At 62.3% G+C, this 25334-nt stretch carries 21 protein-coding genes; 13 read left to right on the top strand and 8 right to left on the bottom strand.

The window, feature by feature from the left end; all coding sequences use genetic code 11:
• Positions 1-293 precede the first annotated feature (293 nt).
• On the bottom strand, positions 294-1364 hold the full coding sequence (locus OIS50_RS01490) for a hypothetical protein (protein ID WP_264692564.1): 1071 nt from the start codon (positions 1362-1364) through the stop codon (positions 294-296).
• Positions 1365-1623: 259 nt separating this feature from the next.
• On the opposite strand from OIS50_RS01490, the gene OIS50_RS01485 reads away from it, so the two are divergent.
• Entirely contained in the window at positions 1624-2796 is a 1173-nt protein-coding gene (locus tag OIS50_RS01485; RefSeq protein ID WP_264692563.1) for a tail fiber domain-containing protein, read from the top strand.
• 109 nt (positions 2797-2905) lie between these two features.
• On the opposite strand, the gene OIS50_RS01480 is transcribed toward OIS50_RS01485, so the two are convergent.
• Both OIS50_RS01480 and OIS50_RS01475 read right to left on the bottom strand, forming a co-directional pair.
• Entirely contained in the window at positions 2906-5476 is a 2571-nt protein-coding gene (locus tag OIS50_RS01480) for a PEP/pyruvate-binding domain-containing protein (RefSeq protein ID WP_264692562.1), read from the bottom strand.
• 376 nt (positions 5477-5852) lie between these two features.
• Complete coding sequence (locus OIS50_RS01475) at positions 5853-6752, bottom strand: UbiA prenyltransferase family protein (protein ID WP_264692561.1); 900 nt, start codon at positions 6750-6752, stop codon at positions 5853-5855.
• A gap of 40 nt (positions 6753-6792) precedes the next feature.
• Between OIS50_RS01475 and OIS50_RS01470 the strand changes: the two genes are divergently transcribed.
• The gene (locus OIS50_RS01470; RefSeq protein WP_264692560.1) at positions 6793-9042 is read left to right on the top strand and encodes an efflux RND transporter permease subunit; all 2250 of its coding nucleotides are present in this window, start codon (positions 6793-6795) and stop codon (positions 9040-9042) included.
• Positions 9043-9349: 307 nt separating this feature from the next.
• Here the strand turns inward: OIS50_RS01470 and OIS50_RS01465 are convergent, their stop codons facing one another.
• Positions 9350-9595, bottom strand: coding sequence for a hypothetical protein (locus OIS50_RS01465; RefSeq protein ID WP_264692559.1), 246 nt, complete (start codon positions 9593-9595; stop codon positions 9350-9352).
• 247 nt (positions 9596-9842) lie between these two features.
• Between OIS50_RS01465 and OIS50_RS01460 the strand changes: the two genes are divergently transcribed.
• Positions 9843-11210 (top strand): YfcC family protein, encoded by a 1368-nt coding sequence (locus tag OIS50_RS01460; RefSeq protein ID WP_264692558.1) that lies wholly within the window; start codon positions 9843-9845, stop codon positions 11208-11210.
• A gap of 88 nt (positions 11211-11298) precedes the next feature.
• Here the strand turns inward: OIS50_RS01460 and OIS50_RS01455 are convergent, their stop codons facing one another.
• Both OIS50_RS01455 and OIS50_RS01450 read right to left on the bottom strand, forming a co-directional pair.
• Positions 11299-11694, bottom strand: a complete 396-nt coding sequence (locus tag OIS50_RS01455; protein WP_264692557.1) for a DUF6960 family protein — start codon at positions 11692-11694, stop codon at positions 11299-11301.
• A gap of 240 nt (positions 11695-11934) precedes the next feature.
• Positions 11935-12630, bottom strand: a complete 696-nt coding sequence (locus tag OIS50_RS01450) for a hypothetical protein (protein ID WP_264692556.1) — start codon at positions 12628-12630, stop codon at positions 11935-11937.
• A gap of 117 nt (positions 12631-12747) precedes the next feature.
• Here OIS50_RS01450 and OIS50_RS01445 point away from each other — a divergent pair, with 117 nt between their 5' ends.
• Both OIS50_RS01445 and OIS50_RS01440 read left to right on the top strand, forming a co-directional pair.
• Positions 12748-14595 carry an alpha-amylase family glycosyl hydrolase gene (locus tag OIS50_RS01445; RefSeq protein WP_264692555.1) on the top strand — a complete coding sequence of 616 codons (1848 nt, stop codon included), beginning with the start codon at positions 12748-12750 and terminating at the stop codon, positions 14593-14595.
• A 128-nt stretch (positions 14596-14723) separates the two neighbouring features.
• On the top strand, positions 14724-16568 hold the full coding sequence (locus tag OIS50_RS01440) for a glycosyltransferase (protein WP_264692554.1): 1845 nt from the start codon (positions 14724-14726) through the stop codon (positions 16566-16568).
• An 85-nt stretch (positions 16569-16653) separates the two neighbouring features.
• On the opposite strand, the gene OIS50_RS01435 is transcribed toward OIS50_RS01440, so the two are convergent.
• Complete coding sequence (locus OIS50_RS01435; RefSeq protein ID WP_264692553.1) at positions 16654-17679, bottom strand: fasciclin domain-containing protein; 1026 nt, start codon at positions 17677-17679, stop codon at positions 16654-16656.
• Positions 17680-17767: 88 nt separating this feature from the next.
• Here OIS50_RS01435 and OIS50_RS01430 point away from each other — a divergent pair, with 88 nt between their 5' ends.
• The 8 genes from OIS50_RS01430 to trpS all read left to right on the top strand — a co-directional run bounded on the left by OIS50_RS01430 (position 17768) and on the right by trpS (position 24260).
• The gene (locus OIS50_RS01430; protein ID WP_264692552.1) at positions 17768-18589 is read left to right on the top strand and encodes a DUF4198 domain-containing protein; all 822 of its coding nucleotides are present in this window, start codon (positions 17768-17770) and stop codon (positions 18587-18589) included.
• Positions 18590-18688: 99 nt separating this feature from the next.
• The gene (locus tag OIS50_RS01425) at positions 18689-19063 is read left to right on the top strand and encodes an STAS domain-containing protein (RefSeq protein ID WP_059069601.1); all 375 of its coding nucleotides are present in this window, start codon (positions 18689-18691) and stop codon (positions 19061-19063) included.
• A gap of 139 nt (positions 19064-19202) precedes the next feature.
• Positions 19203-20114, top strand: a complete 912-nt coding sequence (locus tag OIS50_RS01420; protein WP_264692551.1) for a ribonuclease Z — start codon at positions 19203-19205, stop codon at positions 20112-20114.
• A gap of 181 nt (positions 20115-20295) precedes the next feature.
• The gene (locus OIS50_RS01415; RefSeq protein ID WP_264692550.1) at positions 20296-21057 is read left to right on the top strand and encodes a queuosine precursor transporter; all 762 of its coding nucleotides are present in this window, start codon (positions 20296-20298) and stop codon (positions 21055-21057) included.
• A 22-nt stretch (positions 21058-21079) separates the two neighbouring features.
• Positions 21080-21730 carry a hypothetical protein gene (locus tag OIS50_RS01410; protein ID WP_264692549.1) on the top strand — a complete coding sequence of 217 codons (651 nt, stop codon included), beginning with the start codon at positions 21080-21082 and terminating at the stop codon, positions 21728-21730.
• Between the two features lie 116 nt (positions 21731-21846).
• Positions 21847-22437 carry a hypothetical protein gene (locus tag OIS50_RS01405; RefSeq protein ID WP_264692548.1) on the top strand — a complete coding sequence of 197 codons (591 nt, stop codon included), beginning with the start codon at positions 21847-21849 and terminating at the stop codon, positions 22435-22437.
• Positions 22438-22576: 139 nt separating this feature from the next.
• Entirely contained in the window at positions 22577-23224 is a 648-nt protein-coding gene (locus tag OIS50_RS01400) for a hypothetical protein (protein WP_264692547.1), read from the top strand.
• Positions 23225-23282: 58 nt separating this feature from the next.
• A complete protein-coding gene (gene trpS, locus OIS50_RS01395) occupies positions 23283-24260 on the top strand; it encodes a tryptophan--tRNA ligase (protein ID WP_264692546.1) in 978 nt (325 codons plus the stop codon).
• A gap of 158 nt (positions 24261-24418) precedes the next feature.
• On the opposite strand, the gene OIS50_RS01390 is transcribed toward trpS, so the two are convergent.
• Positions 24419-25306, bottom strand: coding sequence for a hypothetical protein (locus OIS50_RS01390; RefSeq protein WP_264692545.1), 888 nt, complete (start codon positions 25304-25306; stop codon positions 24419-24421).
• Between the last annotated feature and the right edge of the window lie 28 nt (positions 25307-25334).

Genomic DNA, 25334 nt, shown 5'->3' with positions numbered 1-25334 from the left:
AGCTAGCTCCCCTCCTCAGATGAATTCCGCGAATGGAGCGGCGTGGGTTGGGGGTGGTTGACCCATCGTTGTTTACCTAGGGCGTCATGCTGAGCTTGCCGAAGCATCTCTTCCTCTTTGTTGCGCGGCAGTAGCGCGGACTTTGTAGTCCGCGTCTCCGGATAGTATTCCCAATCATCTACACAATGAGAAATTACTATCCGAGGACGCGGACTACAACCGAAGGTCGGCGTAGCCAAAGTCCGCGCTACAGCAATGCCGCTCGTGCTAGCATACGCGGGCTAAAGCCCACGCTACAGCTCTTTCCCAAACAGCGCGTACTGCGCCACCTCGTAATCGAGGCCATCGGTAAAGTGCAGGGAGTAATTGCCGGTGCGCATCAGGCAGAAGATTACTTCCTCGTACCGCTCGCGGAAGTGCACCATGCCGTAGGCTCCCATGTACGACATCAGCCCGCGTTGGCGGTAGTCGGGGTGCACGCCTACGGTTTTGGCCAGCAGCACTTTGCGGGGCAGCTTGGCAAAGTCGCGTTCGAACACGGGGTGTTCGGTGGCAGGCAGTTGCAGCGCCTGGTAGTTGGGGTGGCAAAAGCTCAGCGCCGCCAAATGCCCGTTGGCCTGGTCGCGAAACAGCACCGAGGTGCACGGACACAGGCGCTCGGCATAACGGCGGTTGTAAAGCAGCCGGAATTGCTCGAACGACACGGGCCGATAAGCCGGGTTGGCACCGAAAATGGCTTGTACCAGCTCGTAAATAGCGTGCTCGTGCTGCTCCCAGGTTTCGGGCGTGAGCGGAATGAAGTCGTACGGAATTTTGCCCAGTTCCCGCAGCAGCATGTCCTTGTCGGCAAACACCGCGGGCACGGTTTCAGGCCGAATCAGTCGGCTCTCGAAGGTGCTGATCGGCTGAAAACCTAGGCGGGCGAGAAGCTCGGAGTAGTAGGTAGGGTTCAGGGGTTCCCGATCGAAATGCCCCCACGAGGGCGGCTCGCCCAGGCGCAGGCGGTAGGCGTGGTAAGTGCTGAAGTTAAGCGGGCCCACCAGGCGGCTGTAACCACGTTGGCGGGCCTCCTCGGCCAAGGCGGCAAAGGCGACTTCGTTGGCGGCAGTATCATGCAGCGTTTCCCAAAAGCCAAAGTAGGCATCGGGGCTGTTCTCGGGAAAGATGCCGGCCAGGCGCAGCGTGGCGTCGTGGTGGCCGAAAAGCACAATGCCGTTGCGCGTGGCCTCGTGCGCAAAAAGCTGCTCGGTTACGGCGGGGTTCTCGTCGGGCCGAAAAGGCTGGTGGTGGTAAACGCGCGCCGGCACCTGCCAGAACCAGTCGGGCAGTTGGCCTTGGTAAGGTATGCGGAGTAGCTGAGGCATGGTGGATGCAAGGTAGCGCTGAGCAGCACTCGGCGCTGGCGCGGCACGCGCCAATACGGAACCGGGCAGCTGTTGGGGTGCTAACCATGCCACGCCCCTGCCCGCCCGGATCATTTTCCGCGGAGGCACACCAAACCGAAATAATCATATTGACAGCACGAAAAAATACACATTCATTACCGCCGATTTGCACGCAGTATTCACGTTATCCCTCAATCCTATGCGAAGCACGGCACCCTGGGCTTATGCCCTACCCCTTTTGGCTAGCTCTGCCCTGGCCGCTTTGTGGCTGAAGTCAAACAGCAAAAACGGCCGAGCCAACGGCCGGAAAAAGCGGCGTGCCAACGCGGCCGAGGCCCCGCTCGCCGACCCGACCCTGAACATTGGCAGATCGGCCGTTACGGGCAGCGGACACGAACTTGCCGCCGGCGTTATAGGCGTGGGCGTAACGGCCCAAGGTGGGCTGAACCTGGGCCAGCACAACAACCGGAATGTGTATTTGGGGTATCGGAGCGGCCCCGCCACGGCCGATACCACAGGCAGCGGCAACACCTTTGTGGGCACGCACAGCGGCCGGAGCAACACCTCGGGCCTCGACAACACCTTTGTGGGAGGCGCAAGCGGAACGGCCAACACTACCGGCATCAGCAACACGTTTTGCGGGCGCAATAGCGGGAAGGCCAACACCACCGGCAGCTCCAATACCTTTACCGGCTCGGCTTGTGGCCAAGCCAACACCGACGGCAAAAACAACACGTTTGCAGGCGCCAACAGCGGCATCAAGAACACCAGCAGCAACGACAACACTTACCTGGGCGCGGCCAGCGGCATCGAATCGACGGGTGAGCACAACACCTTTGTGGGGGCGGCCAGCGGCGCATCCAATACCAGCGGCAGCAAAAACATAGCCCTTGGCTTTTGGGCAGGCCCCAGCGAGGGCAACCTGCAAAACGCGGGCGCCATTGGCTTCCGCGCAAAGGTTAGCCAAAGCAACAGTTTGGTGCTAGGTGGCACGGGGCCCCATGCCGTGCGGGTGGGCATTGGCACGCCCGCGCCCCAGGCTACGCTGCACGTAATCGGCGACGTACTGGCCAGCGGCGCTATCACCCAGCTCTCGGATGCGCAATTCAAAACCGATGTGCAGCCCCTGCAAAATGCCTTGGGCAAGGTGCTGGCGCTGCAGGGCGTACGCTTCCGGTGGCGCGCCAAGGAGTTTCCGGCTCAGCGGTTTGCCACCGACCCACAGGTGGGCTTGGTAGCGCAGGAGGTAGCCGAGCACTACCCCGAGCTGGTGTGCACCGATGCGCGTGGCCACCAAAGCCTTGACTACGGGCGCCTGACCGCCGTGCTGGTGGAAGCCATGAAAGAGCAGCAAGCGCAGATTGAGGCCCTGGGGCAGCAGCTGCAAGCCCTAAAGAACGCCCACGACTAAGTAGCCGCACACTGGCGCGCCAGGGCCCCTGGTGGCCCGCGCCAGTGTGCGCGGCTTTGCCCCTTACCGCATTGGCGCCTGCCCCGCCTGCACCGAGCACTGCTCAGGGCTACATCAGTTCTATTTCGCCCGTGGCGCCATCGAGGCGTACGAACTGGCCGCTGCGCAGGCGCTTGGTGATGCCCGGCACGTTGATGATGGTAGGAATGCCCAGCTCGCGCAGCAGAATAACCGAGTGCGACAACGACGACCCTTTTTCGATGATGACGGCGCGGCAGGCCGGAAACAGGGCCGCCCAACCGGGGTCGGTGCGCAGCGCACACACGATTTTTCCGGCCACGCCTAGGTTGTCTTCGGGCGAGGTGATAACCAGCACCTCGCCGCTTGCCTGGCCGGGGTAGCAGCCCGTGCCGCGCATGGCAGCCTCGCTGGTTTCGTCGTGCTCGGCCGGCGTGAGCGGCGGCGAGGGTACAACCACGCGGGCAGGCACATCGGCGCGCTGGTACGCGCTGAACTCCTGCTGCCGCGTGGCCAAGGTAGCCGGCAAATCAGCCAGAAAGCCATCCTTTAGCGTAGAGGTGGCCTCGTCTTCGGTGAGGTAAAAAATCTGTCGGGGCTCTTGCAGCAGGCCCGCAGCGGCAAGCTTTACGCCTATGGCCAGGTACAAGGCCCGGTACATGCCAAACAGCCGTGTGCGCTCCAGCCGCAGCGACTCGCGGTGCCGGATGGCTTGCTGCAGCTGCCGCAGCTGCCGGCGCACCTGCCGCTGCAGCACCCACGATTTGCCCTGCAGCAAAGCCTCTACTTCGGCCTGGGCCTGGCCGAGCACCTGCTGGCTGCCGTGGGTACCTAGGGTGGCCGGCGCCTCGGCGGTAAGGTAGTTGCGCAGGTATTGGTAGAATATCTGCGGGTTGGTGCGCATGGTTTGGGTTTCCAGCTTCAGCTCGCCCACCGTACGGTCGCCGTAGCGGCTGATGAACTCGGCTACCTGCTCGGCAAACGCGGGCGCTAGCTGCTGCACCTGGGCGGGCAAATCGCTGCGCTGCGCCAAAATGAGCTGGCGCAGCGCGGCATTGGGCCGCACCTGCTCGGCCAGGGCCAGCATGTGCTTGGTGGGCTGCGTGCTGGCCAGATCCTGGTCGCCGGCCAGGTAGCGGCGCAGCAGGGCCTCGGGCTCGGGGGCGCCGGCCTGTTGCAGTTGGCGCACGGCCCGGCCGTTGGTCATCATCACGTAGAAATCGTTGACGATGGGCGTGCTCCAGTTGCCGAGCAGCTCGTCGTCGAGGCGCTTTTTTTCGGCCAGCAAGGCATCGGCGCTTAGCCGGCTTAGCTGCAACCGGTAGAAGCGCCGGTAATGCTGCTCGAAACGCGCGTGAAACGCCCGCACGGCCTCGTTCAGGCGCGAAAAGGCCCACAGCAACCGCGAGAGGTTGAGCACCAGCCGCGGGGCCATGCGCAACTTGGCCGCCAGGGTTTTCTCCTGCGTCTGCACGAAATCAACGGGCTCTTCGAGGCCCATCATGCGCTCCATATCGGCCTTGTTTTGCCGAAACGAAGGCAGCAGCTGCAGGCCGCGGTACCAGTTGTTGATGTTGTAGTAAATACGCCCTTTCACCAGCCCCAGCAGTTGCGTTATTACCGGCTCCTGCGCCGCAATCTGGGCCGCGGGCAAACCCAGCGCGTGCATGGTTTGGCGATACACGGTGGCGTAGGCGCGCTGCGCAAAGCTGAAGGTAAGCGGCGTGGTTACGCCGCAGTAGCTTTCCTGAATGTTGGAGTTGTCGTACACCACCACCTCCGGAATGGGCTGCGTAATGGGCCGCGCCTGCACCACCCACAGCTGCTCGCCCGCCACCACAAACTCCACGTCCTGCGGGCCGCCCAGGGCCTGCTCCAGCTGCGTACCGATACCGAACAGTTGCCCTAGGTGTGCGGCGCTCAGGCAGGGCTCGTGCTGCAACGGGGGCGGCACGGCCTGCACCAGAAGCCCACCCGCGGGGCGCGCCACGTACTGCTGATCCTTGCTGGCAATGGTTTGCCGGTGCACCTGCCCGGTTTGCTTGCTGAAGTAGAACTCGTCGGGCGCGAGGGCGCCACTCACCAGCCCCTCGCCAAAGCCCCACACGGCATGCACCGCCAGCTCCTGCGGATATTCGGGGAAGGTGGAAAACAGCACCCCGCTGGCCGCAGGCGTGATTTGCCGCTGAACGATAACCGCCGGGCGCGCCGCCAGCGGCAAGCCTTTTTGCCGGCGGTAGGCCACGGCCCGCTCCGAGTACGCGCTGGCGGCGCAGCGCGCAATTGCCTGCTCCACCTCTTCGGGCGTGGTGAGGTTCATAAAGGTGTCCATCAGCCCCGCGAAGGCTGCCTGCTGGCCGTCTTCATCGGCTACTGAGGAACGTACCACCACCGGCTGCTGCGGAAAATTCCACTGCTGCAATTGAGCCGAGAGCGTGCTGCGCTCGGCCTCGCCGAGGCGAAAGTGCAGGAGCTTTTCCCGGCGCCGCTGCAGGCCAGCTTCGTCGGTGCTGATACCTAGGAAGAGCGCATCGAATTGCTCGGCTGGCAGCACCACAAAATCGGGCACGCGCATGCCGGTGGCTTGCAAACGGTACAAACCAGCCGCTTTGCCGCCCACGGCGTGGCGTGGGGGCTGCGGTTCGGCGGAGGTCAGAATCATGCAGAAGTGAGCTAAGGGCAGCGCGGCGGGGCTTGCTGCTGAGGCAAATGGCGGATGGATAAAGGTCGGAGAGTTTACGTTTGGGTCGGTCCTGCTGAGCCCCGTCGAACCGCAGGAAGGCGTAGCCAGGCACCTCGCCGAATAGTATTGTCATCCTGACGCAGGAAGGACCTTCTCACGTTGGACCTCACCCCCGGCCCCTCTCCAAAAGAGAGGGGGGCGGTTAGTACCCGGCGTCAGCAAGCGAGATGTCTCGGCAAGCTCGACATGACATTCCGTGACGGTTGCAAACGAAGCGGTAGAGATGCTTGGCTACGCCGACCTTCGGTTCGACAAGCGCAGCATGACGTTCAATATTTTCAGACACACGTCCAACTTACCAGAGCCGGCCGGCAATTTCGACGATAATCGACACGTAGCTCGTGAGCATGAACAGCGACACCAGCAGCTCGGCCACTTTCAGGGTTTTGGTGCGCGGCTTGGCCAAGCTGCCCAGGTAGGTGCCTACCGTTACCAGGTACAGCACGCCCATCAGGGCAAAGGGCCACAGGCGCGTGGCCAGCAAATTCAGCAAGTAGCCCTGCACCAGCACCCCGGCCAGCAGCACCACCAGCACGGCCACGATGGCCCCCGCGTAGCCCAGCGTGCGCGAGTACGAATCGACGCCGGCGCGCTCGGCTTCGGGCGTTTTGATTTTGCGGGCAATTTCGAACGACAAGCCTCCGAGCAGGCTGAGCAGCGCCAGCAGCAGCAACGGCACCGAGAGCAGCGGCCGCGCGGCGTAGGCCGACCACACCCACCCGATAATCAGCGGCATGATGAGCAGGTGCGTGAAGGCGTAGAGCACCAGCCGGGCCCGCAGCCACTCGCGCACGCCAAACTCGTAGCGCATCAGCAGGCTGTAGCCCACCACCAGCGCCCAGGCCAGCAGCGTGCCCCAGCCCACCCACGCCGACCACGCCGCCTCCAGCACCAGCCCTGCCCAGGCCACGCGCTTCAGCTGACCTAGGCTAACGCGGCCCGACTGCAGCACACGGTGCGGAAAGTGCGCCAGATCGGAGGCGTAATCTTTGATTTCGTCGAATACCCGGAGCCGGAAAAAGAAGGATATTGTAGCCAGAATGCCCACGGCTTCCTGCGGGCCGAACCCTGCCGGTTTTGCGGGTTGCGTGGCCTGCGCCACGGCCAACACCGTGAGAAACAAGATGGCAAACAAAGCCATGTTGACGAGCGGAAAACGCTCGTGCAGGTAAGCAGGAAAGTGGCGCCAATTCATGGCAAGCAAATTACACCCACGGCCGCCCTATCGCACCCACATGATCGAGGGATTACACAAATTTCGTTTTTGGCTGCTCGGGTTGGTGCTGGTGATGTGCGCGTTGTTGTGGCCAGGCGTGCGGGCGGCCGTGCAGGTTGATAACAGCCTGAAGGCCTGGTTTCTGGAAGGCGACGCGAGCCTGCAGGCTTACCGCGACTTTCAGCAGCGCTTCGGCAACGACGAAGTAATCATTGTGGTGGTGCACGGCGAGCAGTCGGTGCTGACGCCCGCGTACTTCCGGCGCTTCCGGCGGCTTAGCCAGGCGCTGGAGCGCCTGCCGGCGGTGGCGGGCGTAATCGGGCCCGGCAATGCCGTGGTGCCCACGCGGGCAGCCCTAGGTGGCAGCGCCCAACCCTTGCTCGGGACCCACACCCAGCCCGCCGACGTGCGGCAGCTGCTGGCCAACCACGCGGTACTGCGCGAGCAGCTTTTCAGCCCCGATTACCGCACGGCGCGCTTGCTGGTGCACATGCGCCAGCTGCCCGACTTCGATGCGCAGCGCGGCGACATTGTGGCCGCCGTGCAGCGCACGGTGTACGCCCACATGCCCCGCGAGCATGCTTACCTGGGCGGCGTGGGCGTGATTTACGCCGGCCTGAATGCCCTGTCGCAGCAGGATTTCGGCTTTTTTCTGGGCCTGGGCTACCTGCTGATGTTTGCCGTGTTTGCCTTGCTCTACCGCAACGGCTGGCTGCTGCTCTACGTGCTGGGCATTGTGGGGCTGGCCACCTACGTAACGCTGGGCGTGTACGGCGCCCTAGGTTACCGGCTGACCCTGATGACGGTGCTGCTGCCGGTGGTGCTGATTCTGCTGGGCTTCATGGATGCCATGCACGTCATCAACGAGCGCAACCTGCTGGCCGCACCGGGTATGTCGCGGCAGGAGTCGGCGTTGCGGGCGCTGCGCAACACGTTTTCGCCTTGCCTGGCTACCATGCTTACCACGGTGGCGGGATTTCTGGCGCTGGTTACCAGCCCCATGGCCATTCTGCAAAACTTCGGGTTGTTCGCGGCCCTGGGTATTGCCCTGTGCCTGCTATTCACCTTCCTGCTGGGTGTGCTGATACTGCCCCACGCCAAGCCCGCACCTAGGGCCACGCGCACCACCAGCGCGGGGCTGGCGCGGCTCTACGAGGTAATTCTCGGCCGCAAAGGCGTATTTGCGGCGGCCTCAGTGGCCCTGGTGCTGCTGGCCGCGGCCGGCGCTACCCGGCTGCAAGCCGATACCTACACCCTGGGTTATTTCCCCCGGAACCACGCCGTGGTGCGCGACCACCAGGCCATGGAAAAAACCTGGGGCCCTTATATGCCCCTGGAGCTGCTAATCGAGCCCAAGCCCGGCCACCAACTCGCCGATGCCGCCGTGGTGCAGGCCGCCGCTGCCTTCGCCGATTCGGCCCGTACCTTGCCCGGCGTGGGGCGCGTGTTCGGTTTTCAGTCGCTCTACGAAGCCGGACTGGAAACGCGCTTTCCGGGCAAAGGCCGCGCGGCGCTCCGCAGCCAAAGCCTGCTGCGGAAAGTGCACGCGCAGCTAACCGCCGATTACCCGCAGCTGGCCGCGCAGTTTATGCACCAGCCCAGCCAAACCGGGCGCATCACCGTTTCGGGCGCTATGCTCTCGGCGCGGCAGCTCACCGCCAAAACCGACACGCTCTTGCGCATGGCTCGCAACACCCTAGGCAACGTGGCCGCGGTGCGGCCGGCGGGCTACCAGCCCCTGTACGCCCGCATTGTGCAGTACGTAACCACCTCGCAAACCAACAGCCTAATGCTATCGGCCTTTATGGTGTTCGGGCTGGTGTGGCTGTACGTGCGCAGTTTTCGGTTGGCGCTGCTCACGGTGGTGCCCAACCTGTTTCCGGTGCTGGTGCTGCTTGGCGTAATGGGCTGGTTTGGCATTGCCCTCGACACGGCCACGGCCAGCATCGGGGCCATTGTGCTGGGCTTGTGCGTCGATGATACGGTGCACTACATCCACCATTACCGGCAGGCCCGGCTCGGGGGCCAGTCGCCGCACCAGGCCCGGCTCAGCACCATTACCCACGTGGGGCCCACCATTGTGCTTACCAGCCTTATTTTGTTTGCCGGCTACGCCGTAATGGGCTTCGGCTCGCTGAAAACGGTGGAGCTGTTCGGCGTGCTCACGGCCGTATCGGTAGCGGCGGCGCTGTTCGGCGAAATCATCATCTTCCCGCTGGTGCTGGAGCGGTTCGATCGGGAGCCGAAGCGGCAAAAGGTGCGGGTTTGAGCGCGTCCGTGCGGGTAGTGCGGCTCGCTCTACCGGGGCCTCACGGGACCCCTACGGGGCACGGCCCCCTGCCTCGCTCGATGCGCGACATCGTGGAGAGGGGGAGCCACGGCGTCAGCAACGATTCCGTGCAACGATTGCGGCGGCTGCGGCTGACGCCTTCGCCGCCGCGCCCTAGGTGCACAAACGAATAATCAGGTAAAGCAGCGGGGCCGCCGAACCCAAAGTTCGGCGGCCCCGCAATCGTTGCTGATGTTGCTGACGCCTGGCTCCCCCTCTCCCTCGGAGAGGGGGCCGGGGGGTGAGGCTACAGCTCCTCCGGCAGGCGCACGCTATCGAGCCAGGCCTGCAGCAAGGCCGGCTTTTGGAACAGGTTGATGAACAGCACCCGCTCCTCGCCCACCAGGCGCCACACTTCGGCATAAAAATCCTCCAGGGCATACAGCTGCAAGCGGCACCCGTGCTCGGCGCGGTCGGCCAGGTGGTGGCCGGTGCGCAGCAGGTGCTCGGTTTGCTGACCTAAGGGTAATTGGGCGAAAGCGGCGAATTTCATAACAACACGGCCACCACGGCGCGGCCGACCAGAACCGAAGATACAACGATTGACGGGCGGCGGGTTCCCGGCCGTGTGCCTGGGTCAAGGAGCGCATATGGGTATGCCACGGGCCTGCCGTTGGGCATTTCGCAGCCAAGCACCCAGGCCGCAAGTAGCGCCGTAGGCGGCACCCTGAATTCCGTGCCGCGGCGCGCGGTTCGGCCGGTGCTTTGTTCTTTTGCGGCTCACACCTGCTTTTGCACCCATGCCCAAGTTTCGTTTTCCGCACCCGCTGGTGCTGCTGGTTGGCTTTATCATGTTGGCCGTGGCGCTGAGTTATGTGCTGCCGGCCGGGCGGTTCGAGCGCCGCGAAGATGCCCTGACCAAGCGCGAAGTGGTGGTACCCGGCTCCTACCGCCTGGTGCCGGCCACGCCGGTTTCGCCGCTCGATGCCGTTACGGCCATTCCGCGCGGGTTGCAGGGGGCCGCCGATGTTATTTTCCTGGTATTTCTGGCCGGCGGCGCGTTTACGGTGGTCGACCAAACCGGGGCGCTGCGGCGCGGCGTCGATTGGCTGGTGCAGCGGCTGCGCGGGCGCGAGGCCCTGGTGATACCCGTGGTGGCGCTGCTGTTTGCCACCATGGGCGCCCTCGAAAACATGCAGGAGGAAATTGTGCCCCTGGTGCCGGTGCTGCTGGTGCTGATGCGGCGCCTGCGCTACCCCGTGCTCACGGCTGCGGCGGTAAGTATCGGAGCCGCGGCGGTGGGCGCCGCGTTCAGCCCGCTCAACCCGTTTCAGGTGGGCATTGCGCAAAAGCTGGCCGGCCTGCCGCTGCTCTCGGGCCTGGGCTTCCGGCTGGTATTCCTGGCCCTTGCCCTGCTGATCTGGATTGGCGGCACCTTGCGCTACGCCCTGCGCCACCGCGAAACCGCACCCCTAGGTGCCGCGGCCGATGCCCCTGAGCTTGAGGCCGAAACCGCTACGCAGCCAGGCGGCAACCGCCAAGGCCTGGTGCTGCTGTTGCTGCTGGCCACCTTCGGGTACTTTGCCTACGGGGTGCTGGAGCAGGGCTGGGATTTCACCCAAATGGCGGCCCTGTTTTTTGTGCTGGGCGTGGCGGCTGGCCTGGTGGGTGGCTTGGGCCTCACGGGCACGGCCGAAGGCTTCATTGCCGGCTTCAAGGACATTGCTTTTTCGGGCATGCTCATCGGGTTTGCCCGCGCTATTTTCGTGGTGCTCGAGCAAGGCCAGATCGTCGATACCATCGTGCACGGCATGTCGGCACCGCTGGCGCAGTTGCCGGTTACGCTCTCGGCCCTAGGTATGCTGGGGGTGCACACGGCCCTGCACCTGCCGGTGCCCAGCGTGAGCGGGCAAGCGGTGCTTACCATGCCCATTCTTACGCCCTTGTCGGATTTGCTGGGCCTGTCGCGGCAGGTTACGGTGCTGGCGTACCAGTACGGCGCGGGCTTGTGCGAGCTGATTACGCCCACCAACGGCGCGCTCATGGCCATTGTGGCCGCCTGCGGCGTGCGCTTCGATCAGTGGTGGCGCTTCGTGCTGCCGCTCTACCTGCTCCTGCTGCTGCTGGCCGCCGCCGCCATCGTGCTGGCCATTGCGGTAGGGATTTAGGTGTTAGGGCTTAGGCATTGGAGGTTAGGTCTAGGTTATCGAGCCTAAATATTCCTCAGCCTAAACCCTAATACCTAAGCCCTAACACCTACGAAGCCCTCAGCTCTTCGGCCTCGAACACGTGGGGCACTTTCTTTTTGCGGACCACAATCTGGTAGCGGGCGCGGTCGGTGCGCTCGTCCCAGAAAATATCCGACACCACGCCGCGCAGGCGGGGCTGGCCGGGCTCCATCGCCACGGCTTCTACCGGGTCGCCGAAGCCGAACGGGGGGCGCCGGATGGGCCGAAACAGCTCGGGGCGCACCAGGTATTGCTGCTCGTCGTAGCGCAGCGTAATCCACTCTTCGTCCTCTCTGATTTTCTCGAACACTTTGTTCACGGGCTCCACCCACTCGAAGGTGCGGCGGTTGGCCGGGTGCACGTAGGTGTAGCCGTAGGCGGGGGTCCAGCCATAAAGGCCAAATTCGAGCATGGGACGGGGCACGGGCAGTAGCAGTTGGTGAGCGTGTAAGCACAAACGCCGGAGCGGCCTCGGGAGTTTGCGGCGGCAAAAGTAACCACGCCCGCTTGCCTGCGCCTAACCGCCTGGCCCGCTGCTCTGGCGCAGGGTTGCCCGCCCAAAACCCGCTTGGCCGGCTGCGCCGCGCGTACCGGCACCGCCTAGGTGCCTTAGCTTAAAAGTGAACTTTGGAACCTGCCAGCCGAACCATGCGCGAGCCGCAGCTTAAGCCTGCCCTGCTGTTTGCTCTGGCCGGGCCCCTAGGTGGTGCTGGGCCGCGTGGGCCAGCACCCGCTGCTGCAGCTCGGCCGCGTTGTGCATTTGCCCCAAGCCAAGGCGCTGCTGCCGGCCACCGGGCCAGGTTACGAGCACGTCGGTAGGGCCGGCCGGCTCCACGGCCTGCACCTCGGCCCAGCGCACTTCTGTGATGCGGGCAAAAGGCTTCAGGCGCACGCTGAAGCCCTCGGCGTGCAGGTGCAAAAACCGGCGGGCATCGAGCTGCGGCATCCGAAAAGCAATAACCACAAACGCCACGGCCGCAGCCGCATAAATCCACGGCAGCACATGAAACTTGTGCGGCGCACCGGCCAGCTCAGCCTCGTGGTGGCGGTGCCAGATGTGGTAGCCCTCGAGCAGCAAAATGCCGGCCGCGGCCAGCTCCAGCCAGGCCACCCGCTCGCGGTGGTGCGGGTGCTTGCGCAAGTGCAGCAGCTCGCGCACCAGCAGCACCACGTAGGCAGCGCCCACGGCAATTTCGGCCGCCGTAACCCAGGTAAACGCCTCGCCGCCCAGCACCGCCGCTACGCTGCTGAGCAGCACCAGCGCGGGCACCAGGTGCGACAGCGCCTTGCCCCGCTGCCGCTTGGCGTGGTGGCGGTGGTAGAGCGTGAGGCGTTCGGCGGAGGTAGCAGCGGCGTTCATGGCGCCCAAGCACGCGAAAATTGGCGGCCGGTGCAACCCGCGGCCTGCGGCCAGGCACAACCAAACCCACCGAAAACCAGTAGCAGCAGGTACTGACGAGCTTTTCCGTACCACACCATGTCTGCTACAACCCTAGGTGCTGCGCCTGCCGCGGCCGCACCTGTGGCCGCCCTCCCCGCTGGGATGGGAGCCATTCTTCATGCCACGGGCACCGCCTTTCGGGTATGGGCCCCCAACGCCACCGCCGTTTCGGTAGTCGGCGATTTTAACGACTGGAACCCCCGGCAGCACCCGCTGCTGCCCGAGCCCAACGGCTACTGGGCTGCCAATGTGCCCGCGGTGCAAGCCGGCGCCGAGTACCGCTTTTGGCTGCGTACCGCCGAGGGCCACGCCCTTACCCGCAACGACCCCTACGCCCGCGAGGTAACGCACTCGAGCGGCAACTCCGTGGTGCACGACCCCGCCTTCGACTGGGCCGACGACCAGTTTACCATGCCCGCCTGGAACGAGCTGGTGATTTACGAGCTGCACGTGGGCACCTTCAACGCCCCCGACGCCGAGCGGCCCGGCACTTTTCTGGATGTAATTGCGCGCCTGCCCTACCTGCAAAAGCTGGGCATCAACTGCATCGAGGTGATGCCGGCCACCGAGTTTCCGGGCAGCCGCTCGTGGGGCTACAACCCCTCCCACCCCTTCGCGCTCGAAACCGATTACGGCGGGCCGCTGGCGTTCAAGCAACTCGTAAAAGCCGCCCACCAGCACGGCATTGCCGTGGTGCTCGATGTGGTGTACAACCACTTTGGCCCCGGCGACCTGGATTTGTGGCAGTTCGATGGCTGGCACGAAAACGACGGCGGCGGTATTTACTTCTACAACGACTGGCGCGCCGAAACGCCCTGGGGCCACAACCGCCCCGATTACGGTCGCCCCGAGGTGCGCCAGTACATCCGCGACAACGCCCTGTTTTGGCTGGAAGAATACCGCGTAGATGGCCTGCGCGCCGACGCCATTGCCCACGTGCGCAACGTAGATGGCTCCGCCGACCCCGCCCGCGACCTGCCCGATGGCTGGAGTTTGATGCGCTGGATCAACGAGGAAATCCGGGAGCGGATGCCCTGGAAAATCACCATCGCCGAAGACCTGCTGGGCAACGAGTACATCACCCGCGCCCCGGAGGCCGACGGGCAGGGGTTTGCCGCGCAGTGGGATGCGGCCTTCGTGAACCGCGTGCGCGATGCCCTCATCACGCAGCACGACGCCGACCGCGACCTAGGGGCCGTGGCCGAAAGCCTGCTGCAGTGCTACAACGGTGATGCTTTTCAGCGCGTCATCTACACCGAGTCGCACGACGAGGTGGCCAACGGCAAATCGCGCGTGCCCGAGGAGATTATGCCCGGCGAGGCCGCCCACTGGTTCCCGAAAAAGCGCGCCGCCCTAGGTGCCGCGCTGGTGTTCACGGCGCCGGGCATCCCGATGATCTTTCAGGGGCAGGAGTTTTTGCAGGACGGTTATTTCTCCGACGACCAACCACTCGACTGGCGCCGCGCCCAGGAGCACCGCGGCCTCGTGCACCTCTACCGCGACCTGATTGCCCTACGCCGCAACCTGCACGGCCACTCGGCCGGCCTGCTGGGCCAGCACACCCAACTGCTGCACCTCAACCACGAGCAAAAAGTGCTAGCCTACCAGCGCTGGGCACACGAAGGCGGCCCCCACGATACCGTGGTGGTAATCCTGAACTTCAGCAACACCACCCACGAGGCCTACCGCCTGGGCCTGCCCGCCGCCGGCCACTGGCACGTGCGCTTCAACAGCGACTGGGAGGGCTACGACGCCGATTTCGACAACTTCCCGGCCCTAGGTGCCGACACGCAGGCGGGCGACTACGACGGCTGCCCGCAGTTTGCCGAGTTTGGCCTGCCGGCATATTCGGCGCTGATTCTGTCGCAATCGGCCGAGGTGTAGCGCCGAACCGTAGGTTGGCGCCGCGCAACGGATTGCCGCGCTACAAACCGCGTTGCGTACGTAATCAGCGGTTGCCTAAGCGCCAATCAAGCCTATATTTCACCCGCCTCCACCAATCTTGCCACCTTATGCAGTTTCCTATGCCCGCCCCCGAAGCCGTAGTACCCGGTGCCCTGCTCGTGGAAGTAGCCTGGGAAGTATGCAACCAAGTGGGCGGTATCTACACGGTAATCCGCTCGAAGGTGCCGGCTACCGTGGAGGGCTGGGGCGACCGGTACTGCCTGGTGGGCCCGTATTTTCCGCAAACGGCGCAGGCCGAGTTCGAGCCGCTTTCCGATACGCAGATGGCCGCTGCGTATGCCGACCCCATTGCCCGCGCCGTAAAAAAACTGCGCCAGCAGGGCCTGGATGTGTGCTACGGCCACTGGCTCGTAACGGGCAAGCCGCGCGTGGTGCTGCTCTCGCCCTACCAGGCCTATCCGCAGCTCAATCAGCTGAAGAAAGATTTGTGGGAGCAGCACGGCATTCCGTCGCCCGACCACGACGATTTGCTGCACCAGGTAACGGCGTTTGGGCACCTGGCCAAGCTGTTTGTGCAGGCGCTGGAGGCCGAGCTGGCCGAGGCCAACCTGCAGCTGCTGGCGCACTTTCATGAGTGGATGGTGGGCTCGGCCATACCGGCCCTGCGCCGCGAGCAAACCAAGGCGCACCTGGTATTTACCACCCACGCCACGCTGTTGGGCCGCTACCTGGCCATGAACGACCCCAACTTCTACGACCACCTGCTGTACGTAGACTGGGAGCGGGAGGCGCGGCACTTCAACATCGAAACGGCCGTGCGCATGGAGCGCGCCGCCGCGCACGGCTCGCACGTGTTCACCACGGTGTCGGAGCTAACGGTGCGCGAGTGCATTTACCTGCTCGACCGCATCCCCGACGCGGTGTTGCCCAACGGCCTCAACATCGAGCGGTTTGTGGCCCTGCACGAGTTCCAGAACCTGCACCAGCAGTACAAGCAGCGCATCCACGAGTTCGTGATGGCGCACTTCTTCCAGTCGTACTCCTTCGACCTCGATAAGACGCTCTACCTGTTCACCTCGGGCCGCTACGAGTACCACAACAAAGGCTTCGATTTGACGCTGGAAGCCCTGGCCCGCCTCAACTACCGCATTCAGCAAAGCGGCCTGGAGGGACAGGTAGTGCTGTTCATCATCACCAAACGCCCTTACCACAGCATCAACCCCGATGTGCTGCAAAGCCGGGCCATGCTCGATGAGGTGCGCGACACCTGCCAGGCCATTGAGCAGCAGGTGGGCGAGCGGCTGTTTTACCAGGCCGCCAGCAGCACCGAGTACCAGCTGCCCAACCTTTCTGAGTTGGTCGACGACTACTGGAAGCTGCGCTACCGCCGCACGCTGCAAAGCTGGAAAACCTCGCGCCTGCCGCCGGTTATCACCCACAACCTCGTCGACGACGCGAGCGACGAAATCCTGGATTTCCTGCGCCGGGCCAACCTCGTGAACAACCGCCACGACCGCGTGAAGGTGGTGTACCACCCCGATTTCGTGTCGCCCACCTCGCCGCTGTTCGGCATGGAGTACGGGCAGTTTGTGCGCGGCTGCCACCTAGGGGTTTTCCCGAGCTACTACGAGCCCTGGGGCTACACCCCGCTCGAATGCGTGGCCCGCGGCGTGCCGGCCATTACCTCCGACCTATCGGGTTTCGGCGACTACGTGCAGCAACACGTGCCCGAGCACGAGCAGAAAGGCATTTTTGTGGTGCGGCGCAAAGAAAAGAGCTTCGATGAGGCCGCCGACGAGCTGTGCGACATGCTCTGGCGCTTCGTCATTCAGAACCGCCGCGAGCGGATTACCCAGCGCAACCAGGTGGAAAGCGCATCCGAGCAGTTCGACTGGCACCAGCTGCGCCAGTACTACGACCGCGCCTACGCCCTGGCCATGGAGCGTGAGTAGCCCTAGGTGCCCCGCCCAAAAAAGGCCGCTGCCAGCACTGGCAGCGGCCTTTTTTGGGCGGGGCACCTAGGGTTCGGGCGCCGCACTACGGCAGCAGCACCCGATCAATCACGTGCACCACGCCGTTGCTGGCGTGCACGTTGGCCGTTACCACGTTGGCCGGCGTGTTGCCGTTGCCGTTGCCGCGCACGGTTACGGCGTTGCCGCTCACGCCAATGGTTACGTTGCCGTTGAGCGTGCCCACGGTTTGGTTGTTGGTGAGGTCCGTCGAGAAGGCCCGGGTGTTGTTCACGATGTGCAGCTGCAGCACGCCCACCAGCACGTTATCGGGTACTTGGCTGAGGTTGGTGAGGTTGAGCTGCTGCAGCAAGGCCCGGAAAGCAGCATCGGTAGGCGCGAACACCGTGAGGTTGGAGGCGGGGTTGGCGGCCGCCGCCAGCAACGCCGAAGCGGCGGGCCGTTGCAAGGCTTGCAGCAGCAAGGTAAACTCGGGGTTGGTGCTGGCCGAAGCGCGTGCTACCACAATCTCCGAAATGCGCTGCGAGGGCGGCAGCAGCACCCGATCAATCACGTGCACCACGCCGTTGCTGGCGTCTACATCGGCCTGCGTTACGCGCGTGTTGCCGTTGATGGCCACGCCGCCCGCGGCGGGCTTGCTGATGTAAATGCGGTTGTCGTTGGTGCCGGCGGTGGCGGGGCGCTGCGTGGGGTAGGCCTGCGCGCTCAGGCCGCTGGCGGTTAGCTCGCCGGCCAGCACGTGGTACAGCAAAATGCCGCGCAGGGTGGCAATCTGGTTGGCATCGGTGATGGCGCCGATGTTCTGGGCATTGTTAAACGGGGCGGGCAGCTGCGCAAATGCGTCGTTGGTGGGGGCAAACACCGTTAGCTGGGTGGTGCCGCTGAGCGTGGTGGCCAAATCTGCCTTTTGCACGGCCGCTACCAAGGTGGTGAGGTTGGAGTTGCTTTGCGCCACCTGCACAATGTTGGATTGGGCGGGTCCGGCGTCATCGTCGTCGTCGTCGCAGGCGGCGAGGCCCAGGCTGGCCAATACGGCGCAAATCATCCACGCACGGGTTAGCACGCGCGCAAGCAGGTTTGGGGAAGCTTTCATGTTTTGTTTAAGTTTTGGTCAACAAACATTCAACAAACACAATACCTCTATCTTCTAAAATTGTTTGCCGTTCGCCCATCTTTGTCGGATGCTTCTCCGACGTGTTGGCTTGCTTTCGGCTTTGCTGCTTGCCCTAGGTGCTTCGGCCAACGAGTTCTGGCTGCAGCCCGTGCGCTTTGTTGTGGCGCCCGGCAGCCGCGTGCACCTAGGGCGCTGGGTGGGCCAGCAGTTTCGGGGCGAGCGGTGGGCCGGCACCAGCCAGCGCCTCGCCGAGCTGGTGCACCTGCAGCCGGGCGGCCGCAAGGCCAACCTCACGGCCATGGCCCGCCAGGCCGATACCCTGCAAACCAGCGTGTTGCTCGAGCAAGCCGGCACTCACCTGCTGGCGCTCCAAACCAACAACGCCAGCCTTGGCTTCACGGGCCCGGCCTTTTCCGATTACCTGCGCGCCGAAGGCCTCAACGACGTGCTGGCCCTACGCCAGCGCCGCGGCCAGGCCGTCGCCCCGGCCCGCGAGCAGTACCGCCGCTGCGCCAAAACGCTCATCCGGGTGGGCACCCCCGCCCCCGCCGATACCACCTGGCAACGGCACCTAGGGCACCCGCTCGAAATCCTTTTGGAGCAGAACCCGTATACGCTGCGCCCCGGAGCAGCCCTCACCGTGGTTGTGTTGGCTGCCGGGCGCCCTGCTCCCAACCAAGCGCTCCGGGCCTGGTTGCGGCCCCACGCCGGGGGCACTACCCAACATTTTACCCTGCGCACCAACAATAATGGCCGTACGCTGTTACGCCTACTCCAACCCGCCGACGTGCTGCTGAGCACCGTCCGGATGGAGCCTCACCCCACCCCCGCCGCAGCCGATTGGCAAAGCACCTGGGCCACGCTTACCTTTGCTTTTCCGGGCCGATAATTATCCGCGCGCATCAATTAATGGCTGATTTCTCTTAGATTCAGACATTCATTTTTTTACTACCTTCGCAACTCCCACGTACTACCGAAGACGTCCCGTATGAAGTACTCCATTGATAAAAAAGAGAACTACACGATTATCACGATTGACGAGAAAAAGCTCGACACTACCGTCGCGCCCGATCTGAAATCGGAGTTCGTGAAGCTCAACGCCGAAGGCATCAACAACCTGATCCTCGACCTTCAAAATGTGAAGTACACCGATTCGTCGGGACTGAGCTCTATTCTGATTGCCAACCGCCTGTGCAACTCTACGGGCGGTCTGCTGGTCCTCACGGGCCTGCAGGATCACGTGATGAAGCTCATTACCATCTCCAAGTTGGAGTCGGTGCTGCACATTCTGCCCACCGTGGAGGAAGGCATCGACCGCATTTTCCTGCACGCCATCGAGCGCGACCTTACCAACAAGGAGTAGTTTTCGTTTGATTGTCAGTTCGGAAGGTTGTCGGTTGTCAGTGCTCGAAGCTGACATCTGACAACCTTCTTCTTTTCGCGGCCGTCTGCCCCTTGCGGCGCCGCTTCCGACAACTCACAACTCGCAACGGACAGCTAATTTGGAGTTCGAGCTAACCATTCTCGGCAGCGCCTCGGCCACTCCCATGCTGGGGCGCCACCACACGGCACAAGTGCTTACGGTAGGCCGCGAGCCCTACCTGATTGATTGCGGCGAGGCTACCCAGGAGCGCCTCATCGAGCAGCGCATGCGCTTTGGGCGCATCAACCGCATCTTTATTTCGCACCTGCACGGCGACCATTTTTTTGGCTTGTTTGGGCTCCTGGGCACCCTGCACCTGCAAGGCCGCCACGAACCGCTGTACATCTACGGCCCGGCCGGGCTCGATGAGATAATTACCACGCAGCTGCGCTGCTCCGGCACGCCCCTGGCCTACGACGTGGAGTTTACGCCCGTGGATACCGAGCGCCACCAGCTTATTTTTGAAGACGCCGCCGTGCAGGTGTATACCCTGCCCATGCGCCACCGCATTCCGTGCTGCGGCTACCTGTTCCGGGAGCAGCCGCGCCGCCGCCGCCTCATCAAGGAAAACCTCCCGGCCGGCCTCACGCCCGAGCAGCTGCAGGCCCTCACGCGCGGCCACGACCTGCACGACGAAGGCGGCCACGTGCTCCTGCGCCACGCCGACGTAACCGTGGCCCCGCCCCCGCCCCGCACCTACGCCTACTGCGCCGACACCGTGTACCAGGAAAACCTGGCCGAGTTGGTGCGCGGTGCCGATTTGCTGTATCACGAGGCCACTTTTTTGCACGAAATGCTCGAGCGCGCCCAGCAAACCGGCCACTCCACGGCCCGCCAGGCGGGCCAGCTGGCCCGCCTGGCCGAGGTAAAACAGCTGCTTATCGGGCACTTTTCGTCGCGCTACCGCGACTTGCAGCCCCTGCTCACCGAAGCCAAGCGCGAATTCGAAAACACCCAGCTTGCCCTCGAAGGCCTTACGGTAGCGGTTTAGGTAGCCACTGGGTAAGGTGCGGCGGCTTTAGCGGGTTGTTTTGGCTTCCCCAAGGTTTGGCTTGATGCACCCGGCAAAACATGGCGCTACCGGCGCGTTCGGGTGCCGGTTGCGTCAACTGTTTTGCTGCGCTGGCCGGCCCCACAGCTTGTAACTGCTCACGGGCACCTTACTTTGCGCCATGAGCAGTACCGCTACCACTTCGTTTGCGCATAAAAAGCAGCAGCTATACCTCGTGCTAAGCGCCATTTTTCTGGTGAATGCGCTGCTCGCCGAAATCATCGGGGTTAAGATTTTTTCGGTTGATGAGCTGATGGGCCTGCCCGGCAACCTCACGGCCGGCGTGCTCATTTGGCCGGTGGTGTTCGTTACTACCGACATCCTCAACGAGTACTTCGGCCCCAAGGGAGTGCTGCGCGTGAGCTTGCTCACGGCCGGGCTCATTCTGTACGCTTTCGGCATCATCTACGCTACTACCAAGCTGCCCCCGGCGGCCTTCTGGCTCGATGTCAACAAGACCGACGACCTAGGCCGCCCCTTCAACGTCGACTTCGCCTACCAGAGCATTTTCCGGCAGGGCGGCAACATCATCATCGGCTCCATTGTGGCCTTTGTGGTCGGTCAGATTCTTGACGCCACGGTGTTTCAGGCCTTGCGCCGCATCACGCGCAACCGCCTTATCTGGCTGCGCGCCACCGGCTCCACGCTCGTGTCGCAGCTCGTCGACTCGTTTGTGGTGCTGTTTGTGGCCTTTTACGTTTTCGGCAACTGGAGCTTCGAGCAAGTACTGAGCGTAGCCAACACCAACTACTGGTATAAATTCGCAGCCGCGATTCTGCTCACGCCCGTGCTCTACCTCGCCCACGCCCTCATCGACCGCTACCTAGGAAAAGAGGAAACGGTGGAGCTGCAGCAAGAGGCCGAGGCGAATGTGAGCGTGTAAGTGCACGATGTTATCTGAATTGATGAAGCTTTACTGCTTACTTTTTCTCTTGCTGTTGCCGCAGGCGCTACGAGCACAATTCACTTCTTTCGAATCAGGGGCATACATCCTAGGCAAGGACCCGCGCATCAGCTACCCGGCACAGCTTAAGCTTCAGGAGAAAAAGCAGTTGCTGGTGGTTCGCACCCCGGAAGGCAAAACGCTCAAGCTGGCACCGGAAGAAGTAACGTATGCCCGCATCGGCAAACAAGGCTACCTAACGGCTGGCAGCTTCAACATCGGCACCAAGCTGCTGACCGGCGGCATCGTTACGAGGGCCTTTGTTCCGGTGCTCGACAGTGGCCGCATTATGCTGATGCGCTACGAGTACAAGGAACAGGCTGTAGTCATAACCGATCCAAAATACCCCTCCGGTGCCTCCTTTACGCGCCGCTACTTATACTTGCTTCAGTCGCCTGCCAGCTACGTGGCCACGGTACTGCCGGTTGGTACACAGTCGGGCAACAGTCGCTTTCGGGAGGTACTCTCCTTGCACCTTGCAGCACGGCCAGATTTGGTTGAGCTGGTTCAGCAAAGCCGCATAACGGAAAGTAATCTGCGTGCCGTCATTCAGGCGTTCAACAGCAATCAACCCTATCCTCCTGCAACCCAAGCTACGTCAACGGGTCACTAATTTTGTCTTTTAAATCACCTGTGCCGTCGACCGCTACCTAGGGAGGCGGGAAGCAGAGGCGCATGTGAGAGTATCATCACTTACAATCATTCGCCGTTCCACATAGCTACTTCGTTATGCCCGTACTGTGTTGGTGCTTCTTTCTGTTTTTCATCAGCTGCGTATCTCACGTAACCTCGGCCCAAACGGCCACTTATCAGCTGAAGGACGGCACGCTAGGCACTGGGCAAATCCGGTATCTTCCTGATGGTACCCGCAAAGTGGTAGTGCGAACAATTGAGCGCGCAACTCTGCCTGCTGATCAGATTAGGTGGTTTGAAACGTCGCCTTCGCGTCGGTTCGTGCCGGTATCCGACTTCGTGGTGCGCTTAAATAGGAATAAGCGCTTGCGCATAACCCATGATTTTGCATGGATAGCGGATACTGGGCGCGTGGATTTGCTTGTCTATGATTTGCTACTGAATCCTTCACAACAAGGATATTTTTACTTGCTCAAGACCCGCGGCAACAACACCTATTTAGTCGTTCGTGACAATAGCAACAAATTTGACGAAGGCGAATTTTCTGCGCACGACCGAAAGATTCTGCTCAAAGTGTTTGGCAACGATCCGAACTTGCAGCAGTTGTTTGCTCAGCATAAGCTCACTTGTAGAAACCTCCCTGCTTACGTGCGCACTTTCAACGATCAATTTTGTCCCGCACGGTAAGTTCGATTACATGTCCCGCATACACTCGGGCCCGTTGCGCACGGGGCCAGCAGCACCTAGGCCGCTAAACATTCGCAGCCATAAGCTGGGCAATGCCTCTTGGGTTGGCGCATAAAAAAATTTACTCCTTACCCGTTACATGCGATTATTCTGCTTCGCCCTTGCGCTGTTGTTGCCGCAGCTGCTTTGGGCACAATCCACTTCCTTTAAGTCAGGCTCTTACATTCTTAATCAAGAGCAAACGGTTCGGCACAACGGCGAGCTGAAGTTGCGCGACGGCAACACCCTTGTGGTGAAGAACGCGCAAGGGAAAACTCTGAAGTTGACTCCCGATGAGGTTCAGTCCTTCAGCATTGGCAGACGTAAATACATCGTTGCCAAGGGTTTCCTCGTCAACATGGGCAGCAGCTACGTCGACAAAGCCTTTGTGGAACAAGTGGATAGCGGCATGGTAGTGTTGCTGAACTATACCTACACGGTTGGCTCGGCCGGGCACATGACGGCGGGAGGCGGCATGGTTGGGGGTGGTGCATCCAGCAAGCCCGAATATCTGATCAGATGGGCCAAAGACAGCACGCTTACGGCCCTTACCACCAGTAGCTGGAACGGCGGCGCGTATTTTCGCGAAATGCTTCGGCCGTTTCTGGTCTCGCGCCCCGATCTGGTTAGGCTCGTCGATGAAAAAATAGCAACACCGGAAACGTTGATTCCCGTTATTCGCTCGCTCAACCGGAACCTGCCCTGCCCGTTGAGCAGCATCGGCACAGCTTCCGGCAAACAAGACTGACCAACGTTATTTCCACCGAAAGCCAACAGCTAACAGCTGTCAGCTAAAAGCTTAAAAAATGTCCCGCATTCTTACCGGCATTCAGAGCACGGGCCGGCCGCACCTCGGCAACCTGCTCGGCGCCATTCTGCCCGCCATTGAGCTGTCGAAAGACAGCCGCAACGAGTCGCTGCTGTTCATTGCTGATATGCACTCGCTCACGACCGTGCGCGATGCCGAATTGCTCCGCCAGAACACCTACGCCGTGGCTGCCGCGTGGCTGGCCTGCGGTTTCGACACCGACAAAAACCTGTTCTACCGCCAGTCGGATGTGCCGCAGGTAACCGAGCTGACGTGGTATCTCTCGTGCCTGACGCCCTACCCAATGCTGGCCAACGCGCACTCGTTTAAGGATAAATCGGGCCGCCTCGCCGACGTAAACGCGGGCCTGTTTACCTACCCTGTGCTGATGGCCGCCGACATCCTGCTCTACGATGCCGAGTTTGTGCCCGTGGGCAAAGACCAGATTCAGCACCTGGAGATTACGCGCGACATTGCTTCGGCCTTCAACAACCGCTACGGCGAAACCTTTGTGCTGCCCGAAGCCCGCGTAGACGAGCAAATCCAGACCATTCCGGGCCTCGACGGGCAGAAGATGAGCAAGTCGTACGGCAACATCATCGATATCTTCCTCGACGACAAAGCCCTGCTGAAGAACATCCGCAGCATCGTGTCGGACAGCACCCCGCTCGAAGCGCCCAAGAACCCCGATACCGACACCACCTTCAAGCTGTTCGCGCTGCTGGCCTCGCCGGCCGAAGTAGCCGAAATGCGCGAAAACTATTTGAAAGGCGGTTACGGCTACGGCCACGCCAAGCAGGCGCTCTACGAGGTGATTCGAACGCGCTTTGCCAAGGAGCGCGAGTTGTTCAACTACTACATGGAAAACCTGCCCGAGCTGGATGCGCGCCTGGCCGAAGGCGCCCGCAAAGCGCAGGCCTACGGCACCACCGTGCTCAACAAAGTGCGCGAGCGGGTGGGCTACTCGCCTAGGTAGTTCTTGCCTGTCCTGTCATCCTGAGCAAAGCGAAGGACCTTATCACCCTAGAACGAAAATCGTTACGACGACTAGTTCAGCGGTGATAAGGTCCTTCGCTTTGCTCAGGATGACAAATGAGATGACAGAGTCAGACTGACTTACAAGCAGACAGCTACTTAGTAAATCAGGCCGTCGTAGCCGTGGTGGCGTTGCTCGTTGCGGAAGTTGAACCCGACTTTGCTGCCGCGGCTTACTTGCTGGTTTTCGAGCTTTTGCTTGACGGTGATTTTCTGAATGTCCTGGATGGAGGGCGCCATCAGGTCGTTGTTGACGGCGGCAATCATGGCGCTTTCCACGTACAGGCGCATCGCGTCATCGTTGATGACGTTGTGCTCCATGTCGTTTTCGGGCATTTCGAGCTGCTTGGCGCCTTCGATGTAGTAGTGGTTCTCGATGTTGACGAGCAGGCGCCCCACCAGGTAGCCGGGGTCGTTCATGCGCTGGTACTTAATCGAGTCGGCCATGAAGTTGTAGGCCATGATGTGCCCGAAAAAGCGGCGGCGGAAGTCGTCGGTAACGTAGCGCGAGCCGAACAGCGGGAAATCATCGGGAAAGGTGATGATGTTGGAGTGCATCACAAACACCAGCAAATCGCCCGAAAACCGGATGTGAAACTCGAACTCGTTGATGGGCCGGTACTCGATTACCACGCTCGAATCGACGGTGGAGATGCGCCGCGTCAGCTCCAGCACCAGCTCCTGCGTTACGGTGCGCAGGCACTCGAAAGCCGCCTGCGTGTTGCGGAAAATGGCTTGCTTGGCCGTCGATTTCTGGCGCAGCCCTTCGAAAATGATGTCGAGCTTGTCTTCTACCTCCTCGTGCGGGGTGTCGGCGGCGGGTTCGGGCTCGGGCGATGCCTGGGCCTGCGCGTTTTCATCGGCGGGCGGGGCGCTTACCGCGGCCTCGGCAGGTGCGGGGCTTTGGGCAGCGGGCTCGGTGGCCGGCGCGCCGGGTTTGTCGTTGAACTCAGCGGAAGGAGACGAATTTTCTATTTCCTGAGGCATAGGCGGGCGGCGATACGCCGTTTGGGTC

Source organism: Hymenobacter sp. YIM 151858-1 (genome assembly GCF_025979705.1).
In the GTDB taxonomy this organism is placed as follows: domain Bacteria; phylum Bacteroidota; class Bacteroidia; order Cytophagales; family Hymenobacteraceae; genus Solirubrum.
The sequence above is the reverse complement of the archived record's forward strand: the minus strand, read 5'-3'. Positions and strand labels throughout refer to the sequence as shown.